The organism is Monoglobus pectinilyticus, assembly GCF_002874775.1.
Lineage (GTDB): Bacteria > Bacillota > Clostridia > Monoglobales > Monoglobaceae > Monoglobus > Monoglobus pectinilyticus.
In genome coordinates this window covers 2,230,389-2,243,765 of record NZ_CP020991.1, presented here as the reverse complement: position 1 = coordinate 2,243,765, position 13,377 = coordinate 2,230,389, and the positions used below count along the sequence as shown (strand labels likewise).

Genomic DNA, 13,377 nt, shown 5'->3' with positions numbered 1-13,377 from the left:
TATGGAGGTGTCCTTTATGGATATCGCGCTGCAAATTCTCTCACTATTTGGCGGTCTTGGAATGTTCTTGTTTGGCATGAACACCATGAGTACCGGTCTTGAGAGAGCTGCCGGAGACAAGCTTCGTCAGATAATGGAGAAAGTTACCGGAAATTTATTTAAGTCAGTTATTTTAGGTGCCGTTGTTGCGGCGCTTACTCAATCATCATCAGCAACAACCGTTATGGTTGTTGGTTTTGTTAATGCTGGTATACTTACCTTAAGCCAGGCTGTTGGAATTATTATGGGAGCCAATATCGGCACCACTATAACAGCGTGGATTCTCAGCTTAAACGATTTGCCCGGAGATGTTTGGTACCTTGCCATAGTTAAACCTACAACGCTGGCTCCCGTTGCTATTATTTTAGGAGCAGGGCTTCTTTTCTTCTGCCAAAAGAAAAATATAAAAACTATAGGCGAATTTTTAGTCGGTCTCGGTCTTATATTTATTGGTATGGAATACATGTCAAATTCTATGGAAGTAGTATTTAACGCTATTCCATCGCTTCAGAATGTATTTGCCGGTCAAAATAATCCTGTCATAGGAATTCTTATCGGAACAGGAATAACAGCCATTATACAATCCAGCGCGGCATCGGTTGCTATGCTTCAAGCTGTAGCTTCCAGCACCGCCGTGGTATTTTCCTCTGCCTTTCCAATAATAATGGGGCAGAATATTGGTACATGCGTGACCGCACTTTTATCTTCTGTTGGCGCAAGTAAAAACGCCAAACGAGCCGCAATGATTCACCTTTATTTTAACATAATTGGCACTATAGTATTCATGGTTGTTATTTATGCATTACAATACACCTTGGGCCTGCCTTTTTGGCATTCGGCAATAAATGCAACAGATATATCGATTTTCCATTCTATATTTAATGTCGCTTCAACGATAATGCTTTTACCATTTTCAAGGCTGTTGGTATGGCTTGCACAAAAGACAATCAAAGATACAAAACACGAGGAAACAGAAAGTCCGTTTGCATTACTGGACGACCGTTTTCTTTCTACTCCATCCATAGCAATAAATAATGTACATACTGTAATGTCAAACATGTGCGGAGTAGCTAAAGAAAATGTTATGCTCTGCCGAAAGATGATTAAGAACAAAGATATGTCTATATCTGAGAAAATTCTCGCAAACGAAGAACTTCTTGACGAATATGAAATCAATCTGACTGCTTATCTTACAAAAGTTTCCGATACACAGCTCAGTCAGTCTGATAATGAAAAATCAGCAGCATATTTTCATCTTGTAAACAACATTGAGCGCATAGGTGATTATTGTGACAATATTAGAGAGAGTATTGAAAAGCTGATAAACGGGAAAATACAATTCTCTCCCGATGCAGAAGAAGGTCTAAAAGTTCTGTTTAACGCTGTTGAAAATATTATGGAACTTACATTCCAGGCATTTACTTGGGATGATATATCCTTGGTCTGTAAAATAGAACCTCTTGAAGAGGTTGTAGACGGTATTCAGGAAAAGTTAGAACGCAAGCATATGAAACGCCTTAAGTCAAAGAAATGTTCTGTTGAAGCAGGGGTAATATTTCTTGAAATAATCAGTAATGTGGAAAGAATTTCAGATCACTGCTCAAACATAGGAGTTGCTATACTACAAGCAAGATCTGATAAGAGAGCTTTGGACAGGCATGAATATTTAAGACGTCTACATGCTGAAATGCCAGGCGAATACAGAGAGGATTATGAATTTTATAAACATAAGTATGCATTATAAAATTATTTGTATTTAAAATTAAAAAGCTCAATCTTTTTAAGATTGAGCTTTTTTGTTTGTAAATCAAAATCCGTGCTTTTTATTAGTAATCTGACTTCCTGTTTTTTCATTTTTAATATGTGCAGTTGTCTTATATGGTGGATTAGAAGCACAAGCAGAAGTTGACTTACAGGACGGCTCCGGTCTGCATGGCGACTCCGGTCTGCATGGTGGTTCCGGTCTGCATGGCGGCTCCGGTCTGCATGGTGGCTCTGGTCTGCATGGCGGCTCCGGTCTGCATGGCGGCTCCGGTCTGCATGGTGGCTCTGGTCTGCATGGCGGCTCCGGTCTGCATGGTGGTTCCGGTCTGCATGGTGGCTCCGGCCTGCATGGTGGTTCCGGCCTGCATGGCGGCTCTGGTCTGCATGGTGGTTCCGGCCCGCATGGCGGTTCCGGTCTGCATGGTGGCTCCGGCCTACATGGTGGTTCCGGCCTGCATGGCGGCTCTGGTCTGCATGGCGGCTCTGGTCTGCATGGTGGCTCCGGCCCGCATGGCGGTTCCGGTCTGCATGGTGGCTCCGGCCCGCATGGCGGTTCCGGTCTGCATGGCGGCTCCGGTCTGCATGGTGGACATGGCGGACACGGCGGATATGGTGGATATGGCGGGCACGGCGGATATGGTGGACGCGGTGGTCTTGGCGGATACGGCGGATCGGGTGGATATGGTGGTTCCGGCGGATACGGCGGACGAGGATTTTGCCAAATCGGATAACAAATTGGTATACAAGGGAACTGACCCGGATACCCTCCTCCGCTATTATTATTGTTATTGTTATTGTTATTATTGTTGTTGTTATTATTTATATTTATACCAAACCTGCCATTATCAACAAAACTTTCAGATGATGCCGGATACTCAACACAAATACATAATTCAGCATTTAATGTAATAGACTGGTCCTCAAAAGATGTACCTATAGGCTGATAGTTTAATGCTGTACTCTGCGGTTCTAAAGTTATTACTCTTGTAATATTTCCAGTAAATGAAGCGGTTATAGTAAAGCACGAAAATCTTTTGCAAGTTCTGATAGCAATATAAAACTCCTGTCCTATAACAGGATTAGAAATTGGATTACCACAGAAATCCATAAATGATACCGAGTAATCTTCACCACAGTTACAGAAAGGCGTAACCGTTATAGTCGGCTGTCCTGCGAAACTTGATGAAACACGAAACGGCCCTATCAGAAGCCTTCCGCAAATTGTTCTGACCTCGTTAGGACAATTCGCAAAAACTAAATATGGAGAACTGCCGTCTGACGGTAAAGTACTATTATTACAGCAGCTAAAAAATGAGGTTAATCCACAGCATGGCTCTGTATGAGTAATTGATATTTCAGGCAGCGTCTCATTATCAACAAATTGACCGGCCAGGCGAAGCAATTCTAAAACTGTAATTCTCAGCCTTTCAGATTTTGGATGAGTTTCGCCTGATGTACACTCTAAAAAATTAACTTCATCAAGCGCTATCTGTTCCAAAAGTACCCATAATGATACTTGAACGGCTGCATACGCATCATTATTGTCAAGAACCGGTGCTGCTGTCGGATCTACTCCGGCAAGCGCAAATGTAGCAGCCGCGCTCACAGCCGGAAATGTATTTGCCAAAATCCATCCCAACATTTCTTTTTGTCTCTCCGTTGCCCCCGGAAAAAGTGTTTCAAACGGACGGCTCTCATATGGCACGTCATTATATGGACCGTCTGCAAATTTATCAAGACAGTAAACAAGTTTATTCTGACTGCCTAATATATTTCCAAAAAATTGAAATATTTGATTATGATCAGGTCTGTCTAAACGATAGCGGGACGCGGCTGTATAATCCAAGCCACAGTAACTTTGAACACTCGGATTACCCCCTACGGTTCCGCTGACATCCGTTCCCGAATACATAATAAACGGGCGTGAAGACACTAATCTTTCTGCTTCAATCAAAGTGATTCCTCCTAATTTATATTTAATAAAAATAAAACTCTTACAATATAAGATATGCAGTTTCATAAAAAGCGTTAGAGGATAAATTGCATAAAAAACAGATCAGTCTATTTGACAGACCGATCTGTTTAAATGATACCAAAAATATAGTATAATATATTATTTTATTATAAATTATACTATAGTCAAAAATCTATCATAATCATTATACACACCTGTTGTATAGCCCCCAATTTTTATATCTACTATTTCCGAAAAAAGCTTTTAATAGAAAATAAACTTTTTAAAGTTAAATTATCGGAGTATTTTTAAAACAGTAATCAGTAAAACTTTAATGAATTTTAATATATAAATACCATTTTATAATAATACAATCATTCAAAAACATATTTTTACGCGATTAATATCCCGCTCCGAATTTTTTCATATGCGTTTCTAAATGACGCTTTAGCAAAACAAAACATAATGTATGTATCATAAAAGTTAAAAGCCATGAAACCGGATATGATAAATATACCGTTGTCACATTATGATACTGCTCTATTCCAAACAAAGCGGCTATCCAAACCAGCCTTAAGCCGCACGCTCCGACCAATGAAACTATCATCGGTATAACCGAATAGCCAATACCTCTCAAAGCACCAACCATAACATCCATCATTCCGCACAAAGCATATGTTCGCGATACTATATTAAGTCTGTCTATTCCTGCGCTTATAACCTCCGGGCTTGATGTATAAATGCCAAGAAGTCCGCCGCCGCATAGAACAAGTAAATTTCCGAGTACAATTCCGACTATAGCAACACATGTTTCACCTAGAATCACAGTTCTATTGATTCGCTTATAGTTTAGAGCACCATAATTCTGACTTGTAAACGTCACTGTGGCTTGATGGAAAGCATTCATAGCAAAATACACAAAGTTTTCTAAATTCTGTGCAGCCGCATTACCCGCCATAACCACAGAACCAAATGAATTGATTGACGACTGAATAACCACATTTGAAAGAGAAAATAATATTCCTTGAAAACCAGCCGGCAGTCCTATCTTAAAAATTAACAGCAATTTATTTTTGTTTATCCTAAGCTTAGACAACTTGAGACGTATACCGCTGTTTTCTTTCATCAGACAACGAACTATCAAAAAAGCCGATATACATTGTGAAATTACAGTGGCAATAGCCACTCCAGCTACATCCATATGAAATACAATTACAAATAAAAGATTTAATATAACATTAACTATTCCGGCACCAAACAAAAAGTATAAAGGCCGTTTAGTATCCCCTACGCCTCTTAAGATTGCACTTCCAAAATTATATATCATCGTAGCAGCCATTCCAAGAAAATATATTCTAAGATATAACGTTGCAAGGGGAAGAACATCTTCAGGTGTCTGCATTAAAACCAATATCCACTTAGCGCCGGCTACTCCAATTATCGAGAGAATTATACCGCTGAAAAGACTGAGAAGCATTGAAGTATGTACAGTCTGTTCAAGAGCCTTTTCGTCCTTTGCTCCATAAAATCTTGCCACAAGAACATTAGCAGCTACTGAAAGACCCACAAATAAATTGGTTATGAGACCAATTATTGAAGTATTAGAACCTACAGCTGCCAGAGAATTATCACCGGCAAATTTCCCCACAACGACGATATCAACAGCGTTAAACATAAGCTGGAGTATACTTGAACACATTAGCGGAATGGCATAAATCAGCATTTTCTTTAAAATTGGACCTCTGCACATGTCCATTTCATATTTATTTACTTTTTCACTCATTATCTTACTCCCCAAAAAAGAAAGCGAAACCCACTGCATATAACGCAGTCTATTTCCGCTTTCAGCTAACTTTATTTTTCATTAAAATAAACTCTTGCTGACTCTTTATCTTGAGCCAACTGTTTTTTTAAAGCCTCAATATTTTCAAATTTGGAAATAGGTCTTAAATAATGATAAAACTCTATTTCTATTTCCTCTCCATATATATCGTTTTCAAAGTCAAGCATATATGTTTCAATACATGGCTTATTTGTCCCGACTGTCGGTTTTCCTCCAACATTTGTTATAGCTTTATACCACTTTCCGCCAACTTTCGCCTTTGTAATATAAACGCCGAACTTGGGTACAACATGAAAATCAGGAAGTTGTATATTGGCAGTAGGAAACCCCAGCTTATGTCCGATGTTTTCTCCATGTTCTACCTTTCTGGTAACCGAAAACTGCCGCCCTAGATATTTTGCTGCTTCCTCCATCTCTCCTGAAGCAATAAGTTTTCTCAAAAGAGTGCTAGACACAGGTTTTTCAAGAGCCTTACACTCTGCAATATGTACCTTTATGCCATATTTTCCGCAGAGTTCTTTGAGAGATTCTGTATTCCCCAACCCCTTATATCCAAAGTGATAATTAAATCCTGCACAAACATATTTGGCGTCGAATTTTTCCACTAGATAAGTTTTTATAAAATCCGCATATTCCATTTTCATATACTCGGATGTGAACCTCTCGGCAACAACAATATCAACCCCTCTTTCATAGAGAATATGTAGTCTCTTTTTGAACAGGTTAACATTTTTTATATCCGTATTGGTAATAACACTCTTAGGAATATTACGAAACATATATACTACTGATTTAAGACCGTTTTCCTTTGCATATTTTACAACATCATCTATTATCTCAAGATGACCTAAGTGCATAGCGTCAAAAACACCCAGCGCAACAGCTGTATTTTTCAGCTGCAGATTATCCAAATCATGCTTGTTGAACAACTCATCCTGTGCGTAATACTCCACGCTCACACCTCCAATTAATCCTGATAGAATGTCTTTAATATCTTCATTTTTCCATTCTCCGCACGTGAGATAGTAAGAAATTTACCATTAATATCATATACTCTATATGTAACGCCGTCTTTTGCTTCAGCAGGGCTTTTAACCTGTGTCCCGTTGCACATCTTAAAGGCAGCATTATCTGATAGTACTAGTTTTCCATACTCGGAAAACACCTCGTCTACAGGTGTAAAAAACGACATATTGCCGATTGCCGCCATGTTTTCTATTTCACTCAGTTTATACGAATGCTCCAAATCAAATCTGCCGCTTTTAGTTCTGACAAGTCCTGACATATGCGCAAAGCACTTCAAATCTTCACCTATGTCGTTACAAAGCGCTCTGATATAAGTTCCTTTTGAACATGACACAAGCATCTTAAATTTCATCACATGTTCTTTATTTGGATAAAAATCCAAAAGCTTAATACTGTTAATTTTTACAAAGCGAGGTTTGCGTTCTATCTCAATCCCTTGTCTTGCCAGCTCATACAGCTTTTTACCGCCAATTTTTATAGCTGAATACATTGGCGGAAGCTGATTTATATCGCCTATATATTTAGTAACCGCGTTTTCAATGTCGTCAGAACTAACAATAAAATCATCCATATCAACAGATTTTATAACAGAGCCTGATGAATCCTGAGTATCAGTTGAGAAACCAAGCGTAACCTCGGCCATATACTCCTTATCGGCAGCGGTGAGCATATCCGCAGTCTTTGTCGCTCTGCCTATGCACATTGGCAGAACACCTTCTGCATCCGGGTCAAGAGTTCCCGTATGCCCAATTTTTTTAATTCCCAGAATTTTTCTAAGCTTATAAACAACATCATGGGATGTGATACCTTTAGGTTTATAAACATTTATAATACCGCTTAATCCTGCCATCTTTTATCCAATCCCTCTGCTAAATCCTGAATTATCTCATCCACAGTTTTTCCGGTTACACTATATCCGCTTGCACGCACATGTCCGCCTCCGCCTCTCTCAGCGGCAATTTCTGAAACGTCAATATATTTATTTGAACGAAGACTCACTTTGTATTCATCATCGTCACGCTTTCTTATAAACGCCCCAACCTCTACTCCTTCAATACTGTTTGGTATATTAACTATACCATTGGCCTCTGATTCTTTTATTCCCGCTTTTTTAAAATCTTCAGATTCCAAATAGAGCGCTGCAGCTTTGCCATCGCATACCATTCTCAGCTTTCCTATAGCAATCCCCATTAAATCGTAATACGCCTTAGGCTTTGTATCAAATGCAGCCTTTGATATGCTCGCAAAATCCACACCCAAATCTATCAATTCTCCTGCTGCCCTTAAGGTATCTCCGCTGATACATGAATACTTAAAATTGCCTGTGTCTGTCGCCAGACCGACGTATATATTATTTCCTATTTCTTTATTTATACTGATATCCATTTCTTTAAATAGATTAAACATCAGCTCACATGTAGATGAAATATCAGAATACACAGTCCCCGATTTAGCAAATTCAACATGTGTAACATGATGGTCTATAGCTATCGAGTTAGGATGACTCATAAACGGCTCTTCATACATTCCAAGCCTTTTAGAGTCCGCACAGTCAAGCGCTATGGCTAAATCACAATCCTCAAGTGACAGTTCGATATCATCACCTTTAATAATCAGTCCAAATGCGGAAGCGTCAGGGTCATCAAGCAAAAATACCTTACAGCATTTCCCAATTGACGTAAGCGCCAATTTTAGTGCATAAGAACTTCCCATAGCATCTCCGTCAGGATGAGTGTGGGTGAATATTGCAATTTTATTTGCCTTTTCTATTATTGGAATCAGTTTTTCAAACATATAGTACCTCTTTTCATACGTCTGTCCTAATGCAGTTCACAACTATAAATTTTTCAAAAGCTCCTCTATATGGGCTCCATATTCAATGCTATCGTCTTCAACAAAAGTAAAATCAGGCGTTTGGCGCAGATTCAATCTCTTGCTGACCTCTTTTTTAATATACCCGGCCGCACTTTTAAGTGCTGCAAACGCATCCTTTTTAGTTTTTTCATCACCCATAACGCTGATGTTTGCTTTAGCAAACTTCAAATCCTTTGTGACGCGCACCGAAACCACAGATACCATCTGCGGCAGACGCGGGTCTTTCAAATCGCGTATTATTGCTGACAATTCTCTTTTTATCTCTTCTGAAACCCTGTCGGTTCTGCTGTAATTAGCCATAAATATCTCCTCTTATCCGAGCCTTTACGGCACAGATTATTCGGGTTCAACCTGTGCCATAATATATGCTTCTATAATATCTCCGTCTTTTATATCATTATAATTGCTGACGCTAAGACCGCATTCATATCCTGCGTTAACTTCCTTAACGTCATCTTTAAATCTCTTAAGTGAATTCAGCTCACCTTCGTGTATAACAATACCGTCTCTAACAACACGCACCAAGCTGTCTCTTCTGATTTTGCCGTCCAAAACATATGCCCCGCCAATAGTTCCTACGCCTGAAACCTTAAATGTGGTTCTTATTTCTACATGGCCGGTAACTTCTTCACGGAATGTCGGCTCAAGCATACCCTTCATAGCTTTTTCAATATCCTCAATCGCGTCATATATAACACGGTACATACGAAGGTCAACCCCTGCGTCTTCAGCAGCATCGCTTGCTCCGTTTGTAGGACGGACATTAAATCCAACAATTATAGCGTTGGACGCGCTCGCCAGCATGACGTCAGACTCATTGATAGCTCCGACCGCACCATGTATAACGTTTACGCGGACTTCATCATTTGAAATTCTCTCAAGAGACTGTTTAACAGCTTCAACACTTCCCTGAACATCAGCCTTTACGACAATATTTAGGTCTTTCATCTTGCCGGCTTCAATCTGCTCAAACAAATTATCAAGCGATATAGCCGTAGCGCTCTTCTGCTTTTCTTTCTTCTCCTGGAACTTTCTGTTCTCAACAACACTGCGGGCCTTTCTCTCATCTTCAACAACATAAAATTCGTCTCCGCCCTCAGGTACCTCAGACAATCCCAAAATTTCAACAGGGATAGACGGTCCGGCCTTTTTAACAGACTTTCCCTTATCGTTATTCATAGCACGAACTCTACCTGACGCGGTTCCGGCTACAACATAGTCGCCGACATGCAAAGTACCGTTCTGTACCAACACAGTAGCAACGGAACCCCTGCCTTTGTCAAGCTGCGACTCAATAACTGTTCCTTTAGCTTTTCTGTCAGGATTAGCCTTAAGCTCTTTCATTTCAGCAACAAGCAGTACCATTTCAAGCAGTTCTTTTATATTCTGTCTCTTCTTTGCTGAAACCTCAACACATATTGTATCTCCGCCCCATTCCTCAGGAACAAGACCGTGTTCCATAAGCTCCTGCTTAACCTTATCAGGGTTAGCTCCGTCCTTATCTATTTTGTTAATAGCTACAATGATAGAAACCTCAGCCGCTTTGGCATGGTTAATAGCTTCAATTGTCTGAGGCATAATTCCATCGTCTGCGGCAACAACCAGTATAGCTATATCAGTAACAAGCGCACCTCTAGCACGCATAGCCGTAAACGCTTCATGTCCCGGAGTATCCAGGAACGTAATCTTTTTCTCTCCTACACGTACTCTGTGAGCACCAATATGCTGAGTAATACCGCCGAACTCTCCCTCTGTCACATTTGTGTCTCTGATAGCGTCAAGAAGTGATGTTTTACCGTGGTCAACATGGCCCATAACAACAACAACCGGTGAACGCGGCTTGAGCTGTTCAGCTGTATCTTCAAAGTCATCAAATAGTATTTCCTCATCCGTTAAAATTATTTCTTTTTCAACGATTCCGCCAAATTCTTCTACCATAAGTGAAGCTGTGTCAAAATCCAAAGTTTCATTTACAGTAGCCATAATACCCAAAAGCATCAGCTTTTTTATAATCTCTGCCGGAGACTTTTTCATTCTGGAAGCCAGTTCGCCTACGGTTATTTCATTTGGTACCAGCACATTGAGCGGCTCAACCTTCTTTTCTTTCTTTTCAACCTTTTTTATAACATTTTCAGGTTTGCGTTTTTGTTTAGTGCTGTGCTGCTGTCTCTGCTGCTGTTTCTTTTTCTGATTTATCTTCTGCTTCTTATCTCCCTGTTTAACGTTTTCAGGAATAAGCTCCTCAATTTTTTCATCATCAATGCGGTCAAGATCCACATTATTGACGCGCGTATCAACAGTACGCAGCTTTCTGCCTACTTCTATTTCCGGAACCGGAGTGAAGTCTTCGTTATCACTAACATTTTCAGCTGCTTCTTTTGGCTCTTCTTTCTTTTTATCAAAGATAGAAAAATCCTTTGCTTGATTCTTCTGAGTATAGTATTCAAAAATAACATCAAGTTCATACTCTGACAGAGCACTCATATGATTTTTTGTTGATACCCCATATTCATGAAGAACATTAACTATATTCTTACTGGGAAACCCAAATATTTTTGATAACTCATAAGCTCGTATTTTTTCCATATTATTCATCAACCCTTTCTGCAAGTTCAACGATTCTCTTTGCGAATCCATCGTCCTCAACTGCGGCCACTACCGCAAAATCTCTGCCTATACACTGACCAAATTCATTTCTGTCGGAAAATATATCCAATAATTTAAGATTCCGATACTCACACATATTTCTATATTTCTTTTTAGTATTATCGGAAGCGTCTTTGGAAATTAAAACTAATTTTGCCTTCCCTGCCCTTATAGATTCAACAGCCCTGCCGTCTCCAAGCATAAGCTTTCCGGCTTTCATAGCAAGACCGATAAACCGCAATAGTTTTTCATCACTCACCCAGACTCCACCTCCGACACAAATCTCTCATAGACCGACGGCTCAACTCTGCGCTTATATTCACGCTCAAAAACACGCTTTTTTTCCGCTTCTCTCACACATTCTCTGCAAATATACAAACCTCGGGCTTGGGCCTTTCCTGTACGGTCATAAAAAATCTCACCCGACTCTGACATTACAACTCTGTTCAGTTCTGATTTTTCAAAACGTTTTCTGCAAACTGCGCACATTCTTGTCGGCATATTTCCCTCCAATATAATAAACTCAATAACTGTCGTTCAAAATCTCCGAAACCTCATTTTCCATATCCTCTTCGGTTAAAAGCTCATTTCCCAACTGCTCAAAAGCAGCTTCCAGAGTTTTGTCACCTTTCTTTATCTCATTGTCCGGAATAGAACTCAAATCTATTTTCCAACCTGTAAGCCTTGCCGCTAATCTAACGTTCTGCCCCTCCTTGCCGATAGCCAAAGACAGCTGGCTTTCAGGAACAACAACCTTACACATTTTATTTTCAGGAAAGACTTCTATCGATACAACATCAGCCGGGCTGAGTGCGTTTGAAACATACTCCGCCGGATCATCACTATATCTGATTATATCAATTTTTTCTCCTCTTAATTCATCAATAACATTTTGAACTCTCATTCCCTTAGGTCCGATACAAGTTCCAACAGGATCAACATTATCCATAGTAGAAGCAACAGCGATTTTAGACCTTGAACCTGCCTCTCTGGAAATTCCTTTAAATTCAATTATTCCCTGTGCAATTTCCGGAACCTCAAGTTCAAACAAACATCTTACCAAACCGGGATGCGAACGTGAAACAACCAAATGCACGCCTTTTATACTATCAGCTACTTCAACAACAAATACTTTATATCTTTCACCAACTCTATAGTTATCATGTTTCACCTGTTCGTTCGGCATAAGAACAGATTCGGCGCCGTCAATTTCAAGCATAACATTTCTGCGCTCTATTTTTCTGACAATAGCACTCGCGATACTATTCTCACGGTCACTGTATTCATCTACCATTTTCTCACGCTCAGCCTCGCGTATTCTCTGAAAAACAACCTGACGAGCGGTCTGAGCGGCTATTCTGCCGAATGAATCAGGTGTTACCTCAAATTCTGCAACATCTCCAGCCTTATAATCACCTTTAATTTTTTGAGCGTCCTCCAAAGAAATCTGTGTTTCCCTGTCCTCTACCTCTTCTACAACTTCTTTTCTAGCAAAAATTCTTATATCACCGTCATCGGAAAATTTAACGTTTATATCCTCAACCGCGCCAAAATTCTTTTTGTATGCCGATATCAGCGCGCTTTCAAGCGCGTCCAGCACAACGTCCTTACTTATACCTTTCTCTTCTTCTATCTCGTCCAACAAATTAAACAACTCTGCGCTCATTTTTTCTTAAACATCCTCTCTATATAATATGTGAAATTTGATATACATATTTAATTAATTTTAAACAGCTCGGCAAAGACTAAAATTCAAAATGAGTCCTAATAACCGTAGTCTGTTTGATAGGTATCTTCACAGTCTCGCCGTCTATCTTCAAAAGCACATTATCTTCGTCATCAAGACCCATAAGTTCACCTGTAAGCGTTTTACTGCCGTTTATTGCTTTGTAAAGACCGACATCAACAATCTCGCCCTTGCTGGCTTCAAAATGCTCAGCACGTCTTATTTTTCTCTCTATTCCCGGTGAGGAAACTTCAAGATAATAATTCTGCGATATAGGGTCACTCCTATCCAAAACGTCACTGAGCTTTCTAGAGAACTCCTCACACTCGTCAATAGATATATACTCATTTTCTTCCGGTTTATCCAGATACACTCTTAAAAACCAATGTCCGCCTTCTTTTATAAACTCTACATCATAGATATAAATCCCATTCTCTTCAGCTATCGGCTCCGCAAGGTCGAATATAATCTTTTCAATCTTTGAAAACGTCATCGCTCCCAAAA

12 protein-coding genes are annotated in these 13,377 nt (G+C 39.8%); 1 reads left to right on the top strand and 11 read right to left on the bottom strand.

The features are described from left to right. The first annotated feature begins 16 nt into the window (after positions 1-16). Positions 17-1,783, top strand: a complete 1,767-nt coding sequence (locus tag B9O19_RS09440; protein WP_158648974.1) for a Na/Pi cotransporter family protein — start codon at positions 17-19, stop codon at positions 1,781-1,783. Between the two features lie 63 nt (positions 1,784-1,846). Here the strand turns inward: B9O19_RS09440 and B9O19_RS11745 are convergent, their stop codons facing one another. From B9O19_RS11745 to B9O19_RS09385, 11 genes are all read right to left on the bottom strand, one after another. Next, positions 1,847-3,757 (bottom strand): thioester domain-containing protein, encoded by a 1,911-nt coding sequence (locus tag B9O19_RS11745; protein ID WP_245862918.1) that lies wholly within the window; start codon positions 3,755-3,757, stop codon positions 1,847-1,849. Between the two features lie 400 nt (positions 3,758-4,157). Further along, a complete protein-coding gene (locus B9O19_RS09430) occupies positions 4,158-5,540 on the bottom strand; it encodes an MATE family efflux transporter (protein ID WP_102366179.1) in 1,383 nt (460 codons plus the stop codon). Between the two features lie 71 nt (positions 5,541-5,611). Beyond that, entirely contained in the window at positions 5,612-6,553 is a 942-nt protein-coding gene (locus tag B9O19_RS09425; protein WP_102366178.1) for a bifunctional riboflavin kinase/FAD synthetase, read from the bottom strand. A gap of 14 nt (positions 6,554-6,567) precedes the next feature. Further along, positions 6,568-7,476: a tRNA pseudouridine(55) synthase TruB gene (gene truB, locus B9O19_RS09420; protein ID WP_102366177.1), complete on the bottom strand. Its 909-nt coding sequence runs from the start codon at positions 7,474-7,476 to the stop codon at positions 6,568-6,570. Continuing rightward, positions 7,464-8,420 (bottom strand): DHH family phosphoesterase, encoded by a 957-nt coding sequence (locus tag B9O19_RS09415; protein ID WP_102366176.1) that lies wholly within the window; start codon positions 8,418-8,420, stop codon positions 7,464-7,466. The genes truB and B9O19_RS09415 overlap by 13 nt, the downstream gene beginning before the upstream one ends. Before the next feature lie 42 nt (positions 8,421-8,462). Next, positions 8,463-8,801, bottom strand: coding sequence for a 30S ribosome-binding factor RbfA (gene rbfA / locus B9O19_RS09410; RefSeq protein WP_102366175.1), 339 nt, complete (start codon positions 8,799-8,801; stop codon positions 8,463-8,465). Between the two features lie 36 nt (positions 8,802-8,837). Beyond that, the gene (gene infB / locus B9O19_RS09405; protein WP_102366657.1) at positions 8,838-11,087 is read right to left on the bottom strand and encodes a translation initiation factor IF-2; all 2,250 of its coding nucleotides are present in this window, start codon (positions 11,085-11,087) and stop codon (positions 8,838-8,840) included. A 1-nt stretch (position 11,088) separates the two neighbouring features. Continuing rightward, positions 11,089-11,406, bottom strand: coding sequence for a L7Ae/L30e/S12e/Gadd45 family ribosomal protein (locus tag B9O19_RS09400; RefSeq protein WP_102366174.1), 318 nt, complete (start codon positions 11,404-11,406; stop codon positions 11,089-11,091). Then, positions 11,403-11,648 carry a YlxR family protein gene (locus tag B9O19_RS09395; protein ID WP_102366173.1) on the bottom strand — a complete coding sequence of 82 codons (246 nt, stop codon included), beginning with the start codon at positions 11,646-11,648 and terminating at the stop codon, positions 11,403-11,405. Before B9O19_RS09395 ends, B9O19_RS09400 begins: the two co-directional genes overlap by 4 nt. Before the next feature lie 22 nt (positions 11,649-11,670). Next, on the bottom strand, positions 11,671-12,813 hold the full coding sequence (gene nusA, locus B9O19_RS09390) for a transcription termination factor NusA (RefSeq protein ID WP_102366172.1): 1,143 nt from the start codon (positions 12,811-12,813) through the stop codon (positions 11,671-11,673). Between the two features lie 79 nt (positions 12,814-12,892). Beyond that, a complete protein-coding gene (locus B9O19_RS09385) occupies positions 12,893-13,366 on the bottom strand; it encodes a ribosome maturation factor RimP (protein ID WP_245863047.1) in 474 nt (157 codons plus the stop codon). Positions 13,367-13,377: the final 11 nt, after the last annotated feature.

Coding starts and splice junctions, on each gene's coding strand:
- B9O19_RS09440 (WP_158648974.1), top strand. CDS start 17: ATGGATATCGCGCTGCAAATTCTCTCACTATTTGGCGGTCTTGGAATG.
- infB (WP_102366657.1), bottom strand. CDS start 11,087: ATGGAAAAAATACGAGCTTATGAGTTATCAAAAATATTTGGGTTTCCC.
- B9O19_RS09395 (WP_102366173.1), bottom strand. CDS start 11,648: ATGCCGACAAGAATGTGCGCAGTTTGCAGAAAACGTTTTGAAAAATCA.
- B9O19_RS09430 (WP_102366179.1), bottom strand. CDS start 5,540: ATGAGTGAAAAAGTAAATAAATATGAAATGGACATGTGCAGAGGTCCA.
- B9O19_RS09415 (WP_102366176.1), bottom strand. CDS start 8,420: ATGTTTGAAAAACTGATTCCAATAATAGAAAAGGCAAATAAAATTGCA.
- rbfA (WP_102366175.1), bottom strand. CDS start 8,801: ATGGCTAATTACAGCAGAACCGACAGGGTTTCAGAAGAGATAAAAAGA.
- nusA (WP_102366172.1), bottom strand. CDS start 12,813: ATGAGCGCAGAGTTGTTTAATTTGTTGGACGAGATAGAAGAAGAGAAA.
- B9O19_RS09385 (WP_245863047.1), bottom strand. CDS start 13,366: ATGACGTTTTCAAAGATTGAAAAGATTATATTCGACCTTGCGGAGCCG.
- truB (WP_102366177.1), bottom strand. CDS start 7,476: ATGGCAGGATTAAGCGGTATTATAAATGTTTATAAACCTAAAGGTATC.